This is a genomic window from Rhizobium sp. 9140 (assembly GCF_900067135.1).
Taxonomy (GTDB): Bacteria; Pseudomonadota; Alphaproteobacteria; order Rhizobiales; family Rhizobiaceae; genus Ferranicluibacter.
The window spans coordinates 16,036-32,329 of record NZ_FJUR01000002.1 but is presented as its reverse complement, the minus strand read 5'-3'; the positions used below and the strand labels follow the sequence as shown (position 1 = coordinate 32,329).

Sequence of the window (16,294 nt, the reverse complement as noted above, 5' to 3'; positions counted from 1 at the left end):
CATCAGGCACGCCCGAGACGTTGCAGCGCCTGCGTGTAGAATGGATCGTCCGGCAGTACCGAAATACGGTTGCCAGTTGCCGCGATCGCCTGCAGGGACGCAGTATGCAGATGCGTCACCTCGCGCATATTCAACTCTCCCTTCGGATTGTTGATAAGCCATTGCACGATGTCTTCGGCTTCCTCCACCGTGCAATGCCTCGATAGAACGGCCTTCGTCTTCAGAAATCGGATTGTCATCAGAGGAGTTCCTTCAGGTTGAGCACGAGCAGAACGCTGCCATCGCCGAGCAGGGCACTGCCGCTGAAGCCGGAGATGCAGGCAAGCGGCCCCTCGAGCGGCTTGAGGATGACGTCGATCGTCTGGGCGAAGCCATCGACGATGATGCCGACGGTCTGCCCGCCGACGCGTACGACGAGAACGGCATATTCCCCGTCCTCGTTCGGCTGGGGAATGCTGTCGCGGGAGAGCAGCTTATTGGCATCGTAGAGCGGCACGATCCGGCCGCGCAGGACGGCAGTTCGCTGCTCCTTGAAGACGTGAATGTCCTTGCCGGCGACGCGCACCGTTTCCATCACGTTTTCCATGGGCACGCCGTATTGCTGGCCGGCGATGTGTACCATCATCACGTTGGACACGCTCATCGACAAAGGCAGCGACAGGAGAATGCGCGTTCCCTTGCCCTTGATGCTGGTCAGCTGCACTTGGCCGCCAACCTTTTCGAGGCTTGACTTGACGACATCCATGCCGACGCCGCGGCCGGACAGGTTGGAGATCTGGTCGGCGGTCGAGAAGCCGGCGGCGAAGACGAGCTGCACCGCTTCGGCATCGGTCAACGTGTCCAGCCGCTGTTCATCGATCAGGCCCTTTTCAAAAGCCTTTCGCTTGATGACCTCGGGATCGATGCCCTTGCCGTCGTCCTCGATCTCGATGAGAACGCGGTCGCCTTCTTGGCTGGCGCGCACCGTCAGACGCCCCTCTTCCGGCTTGTTCTGAGCCTGGCGCACCTCCGGCGTTTCCAGCCCGTGATCGAGGCTGTTGCGAAGGATGTGGATCATCGGATCGGCAAGAGATTCCACGATGTTCTTGTCGGCTTCGGTTTCCTCGCCTTCGACCACCAGCCGCACCAGCTTGCCGAGCTGGCGCGAAACGTCGCGCACCAGCCGCGGAAAACGCTGAAATACGGCGCCGACCGGCAGCATGCGCACCTGCATGATGCCGTCCTGCATTTCCTCGGCGATCCGGTTGATGATCGCATATTGCGATTTGATCTCCCGGCTGAGATCCCGGGAGCCGAAATGATCCTCGGCACGGGCGGCAAGATAGGGCAGCGCGTTCTTGGCGACGACCATCTCGCCGATGAGATCCATAAGGCGATCGACCTTTTCCTGCGGCACTTTGAGAACCCGGACACCGCGGTCGGGGCCAGGCGCATCGCCCGTCCGCCTGGCCGGATCGCCGGCGTCGAGCATCGCGGCGCGCGGAGCCGGCTGTGAAGGGGCATTGGCAGCCGAATTCGATGCCCCTTCGAGAACGGTTTCACGAGGCGCGGTCTCCCTGAGCGCCAGCGGCGGCTCAAGGGTCGGAGCCTCGATAAATTCACGGGCCGTCTCACCGGAAAAGGCGACGCCGTCGAGGAAGGCGATCAGCGGGGCCGCGTCGGCACCGTCGAGCGCAATGCGAGTGGCTTCGTCGAGCGACACAGGGACGCCGGTTTCACCCATGGCACTCAGCAGGTTGGCCATGACGTTTCGAACTGAGCGAATACGTCCGGCAAGCTCGACCGGGCGGCTTGGCTGCTGGAGCATGATGATCTGGGTTTTGACCAGATCATCCGCGACGCGTGCCTGTCTCGGATCGGCGAGCGTCCGCGTTGAGACCTGTTCTTCGACGGGCGCCTGCCGGGATGGGATGGTCGCTTGGGCCTGCGGACCATCCACGCGACGGGCATAGGACTGCCAGTCCGGCAAGGCGTTGCGAGAAAGTGCGTCGATCAAGAATGCGACGGGGCCAACGCCTGCGCCTGCCTCCACCAGCCGTTTCACCCAGCGAAGCGCGGACGCGGCATGGAGTGCGGGATTGATCATGTCGAGCGCGGTGCTCGTGACGGCGAGCAGGCCGTCCAGATCTCCGGTCTCCAGACTGTCCCGCGCCTGTTCCAGATAGATTGGGGCGATCATGCCAACCTCCGCCGCGCCATCCGTCTTTGCCCCACCTTCGCCGGACGGAAGAGCGAGGGCTACCGCCGGGACCGTATAGAACGCCGTCTGATCCCGCACATAGCGGAAATGGTGCTCGACCTCCTCGCGGCTCCCGGAACTGACAAGATCGAATTGCAGGTTGCAACGGTAAACGTCGAGCGACGCGGCATCGGGCCATGGCTCCAGCGTGGTGATGTCAAAGAGGAAGATGCCGGGTGCCGTTCGCACGAGAAGAACCGGATCTTCACCCTTGAAAAAGCATTCCGGCTCCGGCCTGTAGCGAACGACGAAGACGGAGGCTGGTGTCGAAAGGGCCTCGAACGCGGCAAGCCGCTCTGTATCCGGGATACGACCGAGCCAGGACCAGTCGGCTGGGGGCTCCACGGAGGACGGTTCCTCCTCGAACAGGCCGACGGCCTGTGGCTCGCGGGCCGGCAGGAGGTTGCGCAGCCGCATGGCGATATCGGCAGATTGTGCGGAATATTCCGGGCGGATCGCGCCATGATTCTCGACGTCCTCGAAAAGGCGATTGACGAAGTCCATGGCTTCGAGAAGCGCATCCGTCAGCTCCGGAGTCATCTCCATCGTGCGGTCGCGCACACGGTCCAGAAGATCCTCGGCAGCATGAACGACGCTCGTCAGGCTCGGCATGTCGAAAAGCCCGGAATTGCCCTTCAGCGTGTGGACGGCCCGGAAGATCTCGCCGATGATGTCTTCATTGCCGGGATCTTCCTCGAGAGAGAGGAGCTTCTGGCCGATCTGCTCGAGAAAATCGCGACCTTCGATCAGGAATTGTTCGAGAAGAGGACTCATTGGGCTTCTCCCGTCAGAAGGTGGGCGACGCGCGTCAGCGCACCCGGTTTGGTCGGCTTCGTCATGTAGTAGTTGGCCCCGGCAGCCCAGGCGGCATCGCGATCCTTGGCCTCGGCCTCGGTCGATACCATCACGGCGGGCGCCTGATGGACGTCCGCATTCGAACGCAGTTCGCGCAGAAACCGGTAGCCGTCCATCTTCGGCATATTGACGTCCACGACGAACAGGTCGTAGCGCTTGGTCAGCGCCTTTTCGAGCGCTTCGACCCCGTTGATGCTCTCGTCAACCGCGAAACCGGCCTCTGAGAGGATCTGGCGATGGTACATGCGCACCGTCGTCGCATCGTCGATGATCAGGACATGTTTCATGCGGAGGCTTCTCCCGGCAACGGCTTTTGGTAGACGATGGTGCTGCCGAAGCGGCGCACCTTGAACAGGCTGGAAATTCGGCTCATCGATTCCGAGTGACCGAGGCAGATGAAGGCGCCCGGGCTCATCGTTTCATAGAAAGCTTCGGCCGCCGCGCGTCGCGACATGTCATCGAAGTAGATGAGGAGGTTGCGGCAGAAGATGACGTCGACCCTGCTGAACCGCGCGAGATCGGCAGGTTCGTTCAGATTGGTCCGCACGAATTCGACCGAGTTCCTGAGGTCCTGGCAGATCTGCCAGTTCCCGTCCCGGAGCTTGGTGAAATACTTCTTCATCTGGTTCGGCGGCACGCCCTGCACGGATCGCGGCGAATAGATGCCCGTCTGCGCATTGGCGAGGATGGTCGTATCGATATCCGAGCCGAAGATCTCGACGTCGTACCGGTCGATATGTGCCCATTTCTCCATCAGATGGATGGCGATGGAATAAGGTTCCTCGCCCGAGGAGCACGGCATGGACCAGATGCGGATCGGGTCGCCTGCCCGCTTGTAACGAACGACTTCCGCGAGAATGAAGTCCGTCAGACACTCGAACTGATAGGCTTCCCGGAAGAAGTAGGTCTCGTTGACCGTCATCAGATTGGTCAGGACCTGCGTTTCGCTGCCCGAGGGATTGAGCCGAAGCAGGCGGAAATAAGTGTTGAAGTCCTGGCTGTCGGTTGCGGAGATCCGGTCGGTCAGCCGGCGATCGACGAAGTAGCGCTTGCTGTCGTCGAAGTGGATGCCGGTCTTGCGATAGAAATATTCCGAGAAGCGCGCGAAATCATCCGGGGTAATGGCCTTGACCGCACTCATGCAGCGCTCCCGATCCGACGAAGCGCATTTTCAGCGGAGAAGGTCACGAAGGGCTCATCAGGGAACCGGGCAATGGCTGCGCGGAGGGCGGGGACGGAGGCCGTGGACCCGACCTCGTTGAGGAGATCGAGCGCCGTGCCGACCACGTTGACATTGGTGTCCATGGTGATGACGGCGACGAGCCAGTCCTCGACCGCCGGGTGACGCAGGGCTTCCAGCACGTTGACAAGGAAGATGCGGACATCCGGGTCGGGGTCGTCGAGCAGCGCTTCCATCCGCGGAGCGACATCCGTCGGCAACTCCTTCAGAATGTCGATGGCGATGTTGCGCAATGCCGCGTCATCGGACCGAAGAAGCGGCATCAGACCTTCAACGACCGCCTCACCCCCAAGCCGGGCGAGTTCGACCGCGATGACGTCCCGTGTCGAGCGATCGCTGTCGATGACGAGATGCTGGCAGAGAACGTCGATGGCCGGTGTGCCGCCCTGAATACCGAGGCTTCGGACGGCGCCAAGGCGCACGGCGTGGTCCCCGCTCGTGAGACCTTTGACGAGTTCTGCAAACGATAGCTGCCTGTTCGCAACGTCACCGGCCTCGGAAGGCCCACGCGTTTTCGGTTTCATGATCGGCATGGCGATCTATCCTCTCCGGTTCATGATGCTCGGCCGATCCACTGCCGAATCTGTTGCGCGATCTTCCCGCTGGGAAGCACGCATTCGGCGCCGCCGCGCTTGATCAGTTCCGCCGGCATCCCGAAGATAACGGCCGTCTCGTCGCTTTCGGCGATCGTCCGTCCGCCGGCTTTCCTCAGGTCCGTCATCGCCTGAGCACCGTCGTGTCCCATTCCCGTCAACTGGACGGCGATGATCTTTTCAGCCGGAACCAGTTCGGCCGCCGATTGCACCAGGAGTTCCACGGAGGGATGCCAGGTGTGGCCCGGAGACTCTGGCCGGTTGACGATGACGAGCTTGCTGCCGCGCTGTGCGACGACCATGTCGGTGCCGCCGCGCGCTATGTAGATATTCCCAGGTCGCAGTTCCTCCATGCTGACCCCTTCGCGGACCTCCAGCGGACAGAGCCCGTTCAGGCGGGACGCCAGCGACGCGGTGAACGATGGCGGCATGTGCTGGGCGACCAGCACAGGCCATGGCAGATTGGCCGGCAAGAAAGGCAAAACCTCCTCGAGCGTGCGTGGACCGCCTGTGGAAACGCCGATCAGCACAAGGCCGAACGGGCTGCCGCTGGCCGGATAGCTCCGCTTGCGAGGTGTCGCGTCCTTCACGAGAGAGGCCCGCGCGGAAGCCGCCGCCGATGCCGAAGCAGATATCGGCGCCGGGGCCGGTGCCGCCGCCCTGTAGCGATCGCCGCGCCCGGAACGTCCCCGAATGCGTGCCTCGGAGGCGGCCCTCACCTTCTGGACGATACTGCTGGAGATCGCGTCGATTGACAGCGAGATCGTTCCGCCCGGTTTGGCGATGTAGTCCACGGCCCCGAGCGCCAGAGCCTCCAGCGTTGCCAGGGCTCCCCGTTCCGTCAGGGACGACACCATGACGGTCGGCGTTGGCCGCTCCGTCATGATGTGCGCCAGCGCCGTCAGCCCGTCCATTTCGGGCATGTTGATATCGAGCGTCACGACATCGGGCTTGAAGAAGGACAGCTCCGTCAAGGCCTCCCGCCCCGTGCGGGCGATCTGCACCTCGAAACCTTCCGCTTTCAGCAGAGTCGTCAGATGCTTTCGCATCAGCGCGGAATCATCCACGACAAGAACCTTCAGTGGCATCTGCTCGACTACGCCTCCAGATCCGCGAGTTCCGTCTCCGAGAGGAGAGCATCGGGATCCATCAACATGATCATGCGCTTCTGCTTCTCGAGGTTCGCGACGCGTCCGAGGATGCGGTGCTGGTCCGACGAGAGCCGGGGCGAGCGTTCGATTGCGTTCCGCGGAATTTTCAGAACCTCCGTCACGCTATCCACGATGAAGCCGGTCCGCCGGCCGTTCAGCGCGTAGACCATGATGCGCTGGCGGTCGTTCCGCTCGATGTCCTCGAGGTTCAGTCGCCGACGCTGGTCGATGACCGGGAGAACGGCGCCGCGAAGGTTGATGACGCCTTCCACGAAGGACGGTGCCGTGGGAACCCGCGTCAGGCTTTCCGGGATCCGCACGATCTCGTGCACCGCGGCGATCGGCACGCCGAACTCCTCGCTGCCCAGGCGGAAAACGACGACCTGTTCCTCGTCCTCCGCGATATCGTGATCGTCCATGTCGCTGTCGGCGTCGGTCATGTGCGTCTCCATCGCGCTTGCCTTGGCCAACGCGGTTTTCATGGCGGCATTGGCGAACATCCGGTCGGTATCGAGGATCGAAACGAGCCGCTTGCCACCGTCCAGACGGCAGACAGCCGATATCTCCTCGAGCCCACCACGGCTCGCGAGGATGGCCGGGAGCGTTTCGACCTGACCGCGCGGTACCCGCAGGACCTCGTCCACACTGTCGGCAACGACGCCGACGGCCTGGCCTTCGCCGAGCCCGAGAACGATGATGCGCTGGTCCTCGTTCTCCTGTTTTTCAGGAAGACCAAGGAGAACCCGCAGCGACACAAGCGGCAAAAGCCTTTCCCGCAGGGTCATGAGGCCGAGCACGTGCAGAGGCGCGTTGGGGATCGCCACCACCCGTTCCGGCATCTGGACGATTTCCTGAACGGCGGCGATATCCGCCGCATATTCCTGGCCTTCGACGGTGAAGGAGACGAGTTGGATCTCGTCAGCATCGATCTCTTCCTCGTCGTCGCCCGCCGCAGACGAAATATCGCCCGCGATAGCGACGTCGGAGATACGGCCATCCATAGGCGTTCCCACGAATTCCCGGGCGATCAGCTGGGCGAAGTCGAGGATCATGATGATCTCGCCATTCGGCATCTTGACGACACCGGTCAGGAGACGGGCATCGACGGTCGCGCCGATTGCCGCTGCCGGCTCGATATCGGCCTCATCGACAGCGATCACACTTGCGACCCGATCGACCACGAAACCGAGCGGCGTCCCGAGATTGATGACGAGCGCGCGTGTGGCATCCGTGTCTTCGATGTCCGCCAGCCCGAAGATCCGTCGGAGATTGACGATCGGGAGGATACGGCCGCGCAGGTTTGCGAGGCCGAGGAGTGAGGGAGGCGCAAGGGGGACCTGCGCCAGGTTGGGCACGCGGATGATTTCCTGAACCGGCGCCATGGGCGCTGCGAAAATCTCTCCCTCTACCGAGAACGTGACGAACTGATTGCTGTTCGTCTCGATCTCGGGCGTGTCTTCCATGTCCGAAATGACCTGATCGAATGACATCGTGCGATCCGATCAGGCTGCGGTCTGAAGTTCGTCGGCGAGCGAGGCGATTTCCTCTACAGCCCGAACGAGTTCCTCCGCACCCTGCGACTGCTGGCGTGCGGCAGTCGATGCTTCGTCGGCCGCCCGTTCAGACTGCTGGGCCGCTGCCGAAATCTGATCGATTCCCAGTTTGGTCTGTGCGATGGCGGCCGCGATCTCGTTGGCGCTGGCGAGGATTTCACTCGCGCCGTTCTGGACGTCGGCAACTTCGACTTCGATGGACAAGAGGTTCGCCGTCGTGGTCTTGGCTTTTTCGACCTCGCTAAGAGCGGCTTCGACCATCTCGTCCAGATCGCGGCTCACGGCATGGATCTGATCCTGCACCGCCTTGACGAGGTCCTTGATCCGGTCGGCATTCTCGGCGGAATCTCGAGCGAGATTACGGATGTCGGTGGCAACGACGGCAAAGCCCTTGCCGAACTCGCCGGCACGCGCGGCTTCGATCGAGCCGTTGACGGCCAACATGTTCGTCTGGACCGAGACGGTGGCAATCGCTTCGACGATCTTGTCGATGCGGCGGGAGACGACGGCGAGATCCTTCACCTGACCGATGCTGATGCGGATCGAGGTGGCGGAGTTCTGGATGCCGCCGATGAGCGCATCGACCGAGGTCTTGTTACGTTCCAGCAGGTTCTTCATAGCCGTGAGTCGATCGACGCTTTCGGTCGCGCGGCCTTGCGCGATTTCCAGCCCGCGCTCGATCTGGCCCATGGCAGCCGCTGACTCGGCGGTCGCCGAAGCCGAGGCCTGAGAGCCACGGCGGATTTCGTCGAGTGCGGTCTGCACCTGGCTCGAGGAGCGGTTGATTTCCTGGATTGCAGACGACAGTTCCTCGGACGACGAGGCCATTTCCTCGGAGCTTTTGGAGATATCGGTCGAGTTCTTCAGGTCTTCGGCCAGTTCGGTCAAGATCTGCGCAGTCTGCTCGCACTGTGCCAGCGCCTGCGACTGTTCCTGCACGGACTTTGCCGACTCCTCGGCGGCGGCCGACTGTTCTTCGGCTGCGGCCGCGATCTCTTCGGAACCTTTAAGAGCCTGAAGGGCCGCTGCGTTCGACTGGACGGCGCCGGAAGCGATCTCGCGGATGCCGGTGACCACCTGGATCGCGTCGAGCCGGATCTGCTCCAGTTGCTCGGTCACGAGCTTGCTTTTCTCGATTTCGTCGTTGATCGCCTCTGCGGAAGCGTTGATGCCGGTGGTAATGCTCTTCACATCGACCTGGATCTGGCCGACGAGATCGGCGATCTGTTTGGCCGACTTCTCGGATGTCTCGGCGAGCGTGCGAACTTCGTCTGCGACGACCGCGAAGCCCTTGCCGTGCTTGCCGGCACGGGCGGCCTCGATGGCAGCGTTGAGAGCGAGAAGGTTGGTCTGGTCGGCGATGCGGCCGACGGCCTTGACAATATCGCCGATGTTGGCCGCCTGCTTTTCAAGTTCGGCGATCAGCTCGACGGAGGCCTTCTGGCGCGAAGCAGCGACGCCGACGTTCGCGATCAGCGCACCAACTTCGTTGCTCGTCCGCAGGACGGTCGCCTGCGTGCTTTCCATCTTTGTCTGGCCGACTTCGGAGGCGCGCAGCTGGCGGGTAATCGAGTCACCCATCTGGCGGCAGGCGATGAGCGACTCTTGGGCCGCATTGGAAGCCTCCGTGGCGCCCGCTGCGATCTGGTCGGAAGCGCGCTTCAGTTCTTCTGCAGCCGACGCGGCTTCATTGATGCCCGCTGCGATCTCGGCCGTGGCCGCTGCGATGCGCTCTGCAGCCTGCTGCTGCTTGGCGAGGGTGCGGGCGCGCTTGCGCTGATGGTCGGCATCGCGGGAGGTGGACGCGCTGCCGGCACGCGTCGGCACCGGGCCGGCCATCGCGTCGCTGATCTGCTTCTGGTATTTCTTAACGAGGGTCATCAATGTCTCCGCCGGGGGTAAACCTATGAAAGGCAGGCGAAGGTTTTCCATTAGAGCTTGTGCGAGATTGGATTTCTGTCCTTTGACTGATTGAGTGGGCTCTTATATTGCGCTCCGGCAATAGATGTTCACCTGAGCAATACAGCGCAACCCTTTCCCAGGCTCGTGCGCCCTCTAGACGGATGCGGGAACGACCCAGAAAAACGGCGTTCTGACATCAGAAAAGCTCGATGCTGACGACGGCGGCAGCGGCTGACCCGCCATGTCCAAGCACCGCGCTGTGGATATCGCGCTGCTCGCGCATGACATAGGACGAGGAAAGCCTGTCGAGCCTTTCGGTCAGCATCTCGATCTGCTGGATGGTGGACGGTGTTGCCAGACCGTCACGCATTTCGCCGACATGCGTCTCGACCTCCTGAGCCATCGACGTAATCTGCTCGATCTGCTGGCGCACGATATCCTGAAACTGGATGCTGCCCATCATCGCCATGATCGGCTGGGCGATGTCCTCGTTCTCGGCCTTCACACGGCCAAGGACTTCGCGCTGATGCTGCAGAAGCAGGACCAGATTGGTGGTTAGGAGACCCAGCGCGTCCGTGACCTTGCCCATGGCGAGCGTCTCGGTATCCTGCCGCTTCTGCGACTGCTCCCTCAGATCTGCACCGACGGACGATATCAGCCCGGAGACCCGCTCATGGACGTTGTCGGCGAGATGCTGAACCTCGCCTGCGAGCGAACGGATTTCATGGGCGATGACCGCAAAGCCCTTGCCCAGATCGCCGACACGCGCAGCCTCGATCGAGACGTTGAGGGACAACATCGTCGTCTGTCGCGCAATCTGCTGCACGCCGTCGAGGACCTGGAGAACGCTATCGGTTTCTGCCGCCAGCTTGGACTGGAAAGCGACGGCATCCAGTGAGGACTGTTTCTGTTCGTCTCCCAGGTTGACGAGATGCTGCCGACAGCCGGACAGCTGATCCTCGATACGTCCAAGAATGCGCTCCGAACTATCGCTTGAACCAGCACTCTGCAGGAAACCCATGAGCGTGGTGACGCGCTGATCGACGTCGAGGAGGCTTTTCAGGAGGCTTTCCGCGGCATCCTGACTCACGGTCGTGACGGAATGAAGCTGACGCTTCAGGAGATCGACATAAGCAGGATATTCACCGAGTTGTGCGACGATCCGATCCATGTCGTCCGCCAACGGTTCCGCGATGCCGCTTCTTTCTGCGACCACGGTTTGGAAATCGATCACATTGCCGGCGCGATCGTCCTGCTCCAGCGCGAGACGCATCGTCGCCTCCACGCTTTCGGCGCTGCTGTCCTGATCGATTGCGAAAGCAGCATCGGCGCTCCGGTTCGCCCGGGCCGTGCGGCCTCCGACGATCTGCCCTGTACGGAACGCCGCCACGAGAAGGGCTCCGATGGTGAAGACCAGCAGCGGAAGAGGCGTCTGCGGAAACAGCATCCCGCAAGCCGCAAATATCCCTGCAAGCGCTGCGAGAGCCACCGTTCTGCGTTTTGATCGTAAAAGCTTCATTCTGGAGACTTCCGGCTGGCGTGGACGCGGCGACGGGACAATGTGCTGCCTCAGGTAACCATGACCTGGCGAACAACCTGCAGCAGCGCTGCCGGATCGACCGGTTTCACAAGCCAGCCGGTCGCGCCCGCTGCCTTTGCAGCCGCGCGTTTGTCCTGTTGCGAGTCCGTCGTCAGAACGAGCATGGGCGTGAACCGGGTCGTGGGAAGCTTCCGCAGCCGGGAGATGAGCTCGACGCCATGCATGCCCGGCATGTGGTAATCGGTGATGACCAGCGAAGGTGCCAGCCCGCGCGTGACGCTGTCGATCGCCTCCTGACCATGCGCCGCTGTTTTAAAGGCAAGGCCTGCCTTTGTCAGAATGCTGGAAAGGCTTGCAAGCATCGTGGTTGAATCGTCCACAAGCAGAATAGGCTTCATCGTCGTTTCCTCATCGGTCTCGTCTTCGAGCACGGGACCGTGGCTCTGCTGCATGTACAGAGATGCAAGGCGGCACCGTGCCAACCGGCACAACCGCCGGCGAATGGAGTCAGTGATGCGTTTCAATGATTGATGATTGCTTATATTTGCAGGATGCGGAATGGTTTCCTGCACTTGCGATGTATTGTTGCGCATGGGCAAGGGACGGATGCACTTCCCGCGCGCAACCGTCGGTTCGGCAAGGCACAGGCGCACCGCCTTGAGCGAAGAATGCGCTATCGCTTGCCTTCGGGAAGGATCGTACCCGAAGCCGATTGTTCGCGGGGAGAAACCTTCCCGCTATGCTCCCGGGCGCGGCGCGCCTCGGCAGGAGAAAGGCCGAATGCCTTCTTGAAGCTCTGGCCGAAGGCTGCATAAGATCCGAAACCCCAGATGTCAGCAACCGCCTTCAGGGGAATCTCGACCTGTGAAATGACCATCTCATGAGCCCGGCCTAGGCGAAGAAGCCGCTGGTAGTCCGTGATGGTCTGTCCGGTGACGGACTGGAATGCGTATTGGAGCGTGCGTTTGCTGACGGAGCTGAGGTCTGCGAGCACTTGCGGCGCGATATGGCGGTGGGGGTTTCCATGAATGTGGCTCAGCGCCCGCTTGACGTGCCGCGGCGCGACCGTCGGCAGGTCGTCGCTCAACACGGCCAGGTAATTGTTGGGAAAAAGCTGGAGAAAACAATCGACAAGCAAGTTTCTCAGGCTCTCGTTGCGCGAGGCGAGAAGCGTTTTCGTCCTCAGGATCGGCTGGGCCGGCAGAACCTGCAACTGGTCTCGCAGAATATCCAGGCTCTCGAGATCCCCGTCCGGAAAGCTTACGAATTCGAGGCTGCGCTCGACCGGTCTGTCCAGCAGGACGGAGAGGCGCTTCTGAAAGAGGGCGGTGGGAATGCTGACCGACACATATTCGCAATGATCGCCGAGCCACAGCGTCTCCGGCTGCCCTGCCGGTAGCGCAACCATGCTATGGGCCTCCGCCGCGCCACTCGGCAACTGCCGCACGAAGCCGTCGGTGTAACAGAAGAGGAATATCTTTCTCTCGGATTGCGGATGGGCCGTGATCTCGAGCCGGCCCCGGAGGCTGTGACTTTCTATCAGGATGTCATCGATATCCAGTCGATATCCCGACACGGACACTGCGCCTCCCGAAAAGGTGAGCGAGGGAAGCTTCTGGGAATTTCCTTCGGGCGAACTTGGGCCATGGTCCTGTTCGTTGAATATGCCTATGTTCCTATACACTTCCATCTCGAAATGTTGGCGCCGAATGCTTCTGACGCTCGGCTTTTTCCCGCATGATCGGCTTGTCGTCAAAATGACGTTCTGTTCGGCGAACCGGGCTCGTTGTGTCGCGTAAGATGAGCAGACGTGTACGTCACGCGGGCGTAAGACCAGCTCGGCGGTTCTTCGGGCGAGCCGCGCCTCAGATCTGTCACTTCCCTCCGACAACGTATCGGCAACGAGATAACCGGAATGAGATGCCTCCAGTTGCAGAATTAGAATATCGTATATTGTTTACCTATTGTGAAGACATGATTCATAAAAAAATACCAAATTTAGGGATTTATCCGCTCATCCCGCACGGGCGACACGATCCCGGTCTGCTAGACGGCAGAGTATCGCATACGAGGCGCGAGATCATCCGCCGAAAGAGGTCGCCACCGATCGACCGACCCCCCTTGGTTCGTGCAGAGTATTGCGAAAGAACGACCACCAGCCTCGCCCGCCAGAGCGGACGAGGCTCAAGGCGACGGCGACAACCACTATGTGCGGTATCGGGCGGCGGCATTCGAAAAGGAGCGTGGGCCACGGACAACGCTGATCTGTGCGCTCCTGATCGCGCCGGCGGCCCGTCATTCACCGGAAGGGTGATCTCTTCATTGACTAGGCGTGTGGCGCATCATGTTGAGAACTTTACGGCGTCGCTTCCTACCAGAGAACATGCTCGAAATGTCAGCTTCTCTGCATATAAGGTGCAATGCAGCAAGCTCGAGTGCAACGCACACCTTTTAGGGGTTACCACATCGGCGCGTGCGATATTGCGAGATTACCTCGCGTCGGTCCATGCCGCCGGTCGTTACGGCCGACGAGGTGATGGGCTTTGGCTCCTGGGCATGCAAGGCGTGCGGAAAGGATGCGGAGACTGACGAGCTTCGCTCGCCGTCGTTCGGTAGAAACCTCGAACGTCAGCGGGCGCAGGCACCGATGTTCGAGCGGCAGACTCGAGGGCGATAAAGCCGTTCGTAGCCGCCTTCCCGGGCACGGATCGCCTGCTTGCGCTGGTGGTCCAGCAGAGCCTGCGACGAGCTTGCCGGTCGTGGCGAAACTTCGGTCGGGGGTTGCGGTGTCGAGCACCCCCAAAGCAGGGTAGCCGTCCCCAAGAGGATCACCGCCTTCGGTGCGAGAGACCGTCGCCTCATTGCATTTCCTTCCTTATCGTCGTCTCCCCCGTAAGCTGGTGCTTCCGGCACGGCGCGCGACGACAGCCACGATGCTGCCATTAAATGGCGCGGTTTCGACCGCGTTTTATTAAAGCTCTCTTAATCACGCCGCTCTACTTCTAGCGCCTTCCGATGTGAATTGCAGCCGAACGGATTGCTCAGCCACGGTTCATATTGGCACACCTATTTTCCTGCCAGGGCTTGATGCTCACCTACCAAACGAGGAAGTTCAATGAAGAGATTTGGTCTCCTGCTGGCGTCGCTGTTCATCTCGTCCGCGGCCTATGCCGACGACATTTCCCTCGGCGTACCCGGCTATGGCGGTAGCGGGTGCCCGTCGGACAGCGTCTCCGCCACGATCAGTCCGGACGGCAAGGCGCTGAGCCTGCTGTTCGACAACTACATCGTCCAGGCCGGCGGTGATACGGGCAAGAACATGGATCGCAAGACCTGCAACGTGGCCATCCCGGTTCACGTGCCCCAGGGCCGCAGCGTGTCGGTTCTCGCGGTCGATTATCGCGGCTTCAACCAGCTGCCGCGTGGCGCCCGCTCTCAGTTCAACGTCGAATACTTCTTCGCGGGAACGCGCGGACCGACCTTCGTCAAGACTTTCTCCGGCCCAAGTGAACAGGATTACCTGATCTCCAACAAGATCGTGGCGGATTCCATGATCTGGTCGGCCTGCGGCGAAGACGTCAACCTGCGGACCAACTCGAGCATCCGCGTCAACACGACGCGTGGGCAGGAAGCCATGTCGACTGTCGATACGCAGGACGTGAAGGCCGCCATCGTCTATCAGCTGCAGTGGAAGACCTGCCGCTAACATGATCCGGCGCGGATTGCATGAAAGTGCCGCCCGCGCCGATTGCTTCACTGCCTGTCCTGTCGTCCTGCCCGTGAGAACCGTCCATGCGCCACAGCACATCGTTCGCCCTCTGTCTCATGAGCATTGCGGCCACTTCGCCCGGCCGGGCCGATGCCGCAGACGGATGCGCGGATGGGACGTTCTCCAGCGTCACCTCGCCTGACGGCAATGCGACCAGTGTGCTCTTCGACGACTTTTCGGCCACCGCCGGCAGCGGTGCCGGCACATCACGCGCGACCAGCACCTGCCAGCTGAATATCCCCGTGACCCGAGCCGATGGCTTCACCGTCTATGGCGTCGATTATCGCGGCTTCGTCACGACGGAAGACGGGCAGGCCGCGCAGATCGTCACCCTGCAGGACGGCCGTCAGGTTCTGAAGTACCGGGTAGCAGAACCGCTGCAGGACGATGTCGCGACCGGCGGCAAGGTCGGCACGTCGGGCTCCGACACGCTCGGCCTGACGGTCGTCGTGGAAACGACGGCACCGATCGATCCCGACAATCCTGATGCCAGCCTGCTTCTCGACACGGTCGATATCACGCGCCTCGGCTTTACCACGCTGTCATCGGTCACGGCCTCGACGGACCAGCTGGCGCGCCAGCGACAGGCGATTGCTGCAGAACTCATCGGCACGGCACAAGGACTGCTCGGCGAGGGCGAACGCTTCGATGCGGGCAGCGCGATCAGCCTCTTCGGATCGTCCAGCGCGGCGGCAGGCTTCAAGGGCCGCTGGGAAGCCGGAAGCGGCATCACCGTTCTCGGCGGCGCAGCGATCGTCAATCCCGACGACGACGACGTCTCGGTCGATACGCTGGCGTTGCTTGCGGGCGCGGTCCGTTACACGACGCCGCAGGCAACCTGGCGCGCCTTCGGCGAAGTCGGCCTCTGGGGCTCGCCGAACGTCACGACGGATCTGTCGCGCAGCTATCTCAACGTCGACAATATTGTTTCCGCTGGCGGTACGACCGATGGCTCGCTTTTCAGCTCCTACGGACGGATCGGTGCGGTATTCGCACCCGACCAAGCAAACGAGATCGTACTTTCGGCACGCTTCACCAAGGCATGGCTCGATCTCGACGGCTACAGCGAGACGGCAACGGACAGAAACCTCTTCGCGGCCACCGTCCACGGGGGAACGTCGAGCGAGAACATCGTCAGCGCCGAACTTGCCTGGAGCCACCAGACCGAAGGCCGGCTGGACTATACGCTCTCTGGTGCCGTCGGCCGCATCTTCGCCGACGACAAGGCCGTTCGTGCCTCCGTCGATTGGGTCGGCGATGTCTCGGGCCGCGCCCGCGACCAGACGTTCGCCTCCGCAGGCGGCCGCATCGGCGTTCGGCTGGACGACGTCTGGCGCCTGGACACCTCGGTCGCTGCCACCTTCCGCCAGTACGACGATCCCGAATGGAACGTCGGCGCGCAACTGAAGGCTGCGTTCTAGTCGGAACCTGCCCGGCGTTCATGGTCGCCGC

The 16,294-nt window shown here is 61.8% G+C and carries 13 protein-coding genes; 2 read left to right on the top strand and 11 right to left on the bottom strand.

The annotated features are described in order from the left end of the window. Positions 1-2: 2 nt before the first annotated feature. The 11 genes from GA0004734_RS17520 to GA0004734_RS17470 all read right to left on the bottom strand — a co-directional run bounded on the left by GA0004734_RS17520 (position 3) and on the right by GA0004734_RS17470 (position 12,964). Positions 3-239, bottom strand: a complete 237-nt coding sequence (locus GA0004734_RS17520; protein WP_092936451.1) for a hypothetical protein — start codon at positions 237-239, stop codon at positions 3-5. Beyond that, positions 239-3,013, bottom strand: a complete 2,775-nt coding sequence (locus GA0004734_RS17515; RefSeq protein WP_092936449.1) for a chemotaxis protein CheA — start codon at positions 3,011-3,013, stop codon at positions 239-241. The genes GA0004734_RS17520 and GA0004734_RS17515 overlap by 1 nt, the downstream gene beginning before the upstream one ends. Next, entirely contained in the window at positions 3,010-3,381 is a 372-nt protein-coding gene (locus tag GA0004734_RS17510) for a response regulator (protein ID WP_092936447.1), read from the bottom strand. The genes GA0004734_RS17515 and GA0004734_RS17510 overlap by 4 nt, the downstream gene beginning before the upstream one ends. Then, entirely contained in the window at positions 3,378-4,235 is an 858-nt protein-coding gene (locus GA0004734_RS17505) for a CheR family methyltransferase (RefSeq protein WP_092936444.1), read from the bottom strand. Before GA0004734_RS17505 ends, GA0004734_RS17510 begins: the two co-directional genes overlap by 4 nt. Beyond that, entirely contained in the window at positions 4,232-4,867 is a 636-nt protein-coding gene (locus GA0004734_RS17500; RefSeq protein WP_210173758.1) for a HEAT repeat domain-containing protein, read from the bottom strand. Before GA0004734_RS17500 ends, GA0004734_RS17505 begins: the two co-directional genes overlap by 4 nt. A 20-nt stretch (positions 4,868-4,887) precedes the next feature. Then, entirely contained in the window at positions 4,888-6,015 is a 1,128-nt protein-coding gene (gene cheB / locus GA0004734_RS17495; RefSeq protein ID WP_092936442.1) for a chemotaxis-specific protein-glutamate methyltransferase CheB, read from the bottom strand. A gap of 8 nt (positions 6,016-6,023) precedes the next feature. After that, entirely contained in the window at positions 6,024-7,568 is a 1,545-nt protein-coding gene (locus tag GA0004734_RS17490; RefSeq protein WP_092936440.1) for a chemotaxis protein CheW, read from the bottom strand. Between the two features lie 12 nt (positions 7,569-7,580). Further along, on the bottom strand, positions 7,581-9,512 hold the full coding sequence (locus tag GA0004734_RS17485) for a methyl-accepting chemotaxis protein (RefSeq protein ID WP_092936438.1): 1,932 nt from the start codon (positions 9,510-9,512) through the stop codon (positions 7,581-7,583). Between the two features lie 217 nt (positions 9,513-9,729). Beyond that, a complete protein-coding gene (locus GA0004734_RS17480) occupies positions 9,730-10,980 on the bottom strand; it encodes a methyl-accepting chemotaxis protein (protein ID WP_175386536.1) in 1,251 nt (416 codons plus the stop codon). Positions 10,981-11,102: 122 nt separating this feature from the next. Beyond that, on the bottom strand, positions 11,103-11,471 hold the full coding sequence (locus GA0004734_RS17475) for a response regulator (protein ID WP_092938108.1): 369 nt from the start codon (positions 11,469-11,471) through the stop codon (positions 11,103-11,105). Between the two features lie 275 nt (positions 11,472-11,746). Then, positions 11,747-12,964 carry an AraC family transcriptional regulator gene (locus GA0004734_RS17470; RefSeq protein WP_139056298.1) on the bottom strand — a complete coding sequence of 406 codons (1,218 nt, stop codon included), beginning with the start codon at positions 12,962-12,964 and terminating at the stop codon, positions 11,747-11,749. A 1,224-nt stretch (positions 12,965-14,188) separates the two neighbouring features. Between GA0004734_RS17470 and GA0004734_RS17465 the strand changes: the two genes are divergently transcribed. Then, a complete protein-coding gene (locus GA0004734_RS17465; RefSeq protein WP_092936432.1) occupies positions 14,189-14,779 on the top strand; it encodes a DUF4360 domain-containing protein in 591 nt (196 codons plus the stop codon). Between the two features lie 86 nt (positions 14,780-14,865). Continuing rightward, positions 14,866-16,263: a DUF4360 domain-containing protein gene (locus tag GA0004734_RS17460; RefSeq protein WP_092936430.1), complete on the top strand. Its 1,398-nt coding sequence runs from the start codon at positions 14,866-14,868 to the stop codon at positions 16,261-16,263. Positions 16,264-16,294: the final 31 nt, after the last annotated feature.

Bases quoted from the DNA above. Each gene is read 5' to 3' on its own strand.
- GA0004734_RS17520 (WP_092936451.1), bottom strand. From the start codon at position 239: ATGACAATCCGATTTCTGAAGACGAAGGCCGTTCTATCGAGGCATTGC.
- GA0004734_RS17515 (WP_092936449.1), bottom strand. From the start codon at position 3,013: ATGAGTCCTCTTCTCGAACAATTCCTGATCGAAGGTCGCGATTTTCTC.
- GA0004734_RS17510 (WP_092936447.1), bottom strand. From the start codon at position 3,381: ATGAAACATGTCCTGATCATCGACGATGCGACGACGGTGCGCATGTAC.
- GA0004734_RS17505 (WP_092936444.1), bottom strand. From the start codon at position 4,235: ATGAGTGCGGTCAAGGCCATTACCCCGGATGATTTCGCGCGCTTCTCG.
- GA0004734_RS17500 (WP_210173758.1), bottom strand. From the start codon at position 4,867: ATGCCGATCATGAAACCGAAAACGCGTGGGCCTTCCGAGGCCGGTGAC.
- cheB (WP_092936442.1), bottom strand. From the start codon at position 6,015: ATGCCACTGAAGGTTCTTGTCGTGGATGATTCCGCGCTGATGCGAAAG.
- GA0004734_RS17490 (WP_092936440.1), bottom strand. From the start codon at position 7,568: ATGTCATTCGATCAGGTCATTTCGGACATGGAAGACACGCCCGAGATC.
- GA0004734_RS17485 (WP_092936438.1), bottom strand. From the start codon at position 9,512: ATGACCCTCGTTAAGAAATACCAGAAGCAGATCAGCGACGCGATGGCC.
- GA0004734_RS17480 (WP_175386536.1), bottom strand. From the start codon at position 10,980: ATGCTGTTTCCGCAGACGCCTCTTCCGCTGCTGGTCTTCACCATCGGA.
- GA0004734_RS17475 (WP_092938108.1), bottom strand. From the start codon at position 11,471: ATGAAGCCTATTCTGCTTGTGGACGATTCAACCACGATGCTTGCAAGC.
- GA0004734_RS17465 (WP_092936432.1), top strand. From the start codon at position 14,189: ATGAAGAGATTTGGTCTCCTGCTGGCGTCGCTGTTCATCTCGTCCGCG.
- GA0004734_RS17460 (WP_092936430.1), top strand. From the start codon at position 14,866: ATGCGCCACAGCACATCGTTCGCCCTCTGTCTCATGAGCATTGCGGCC.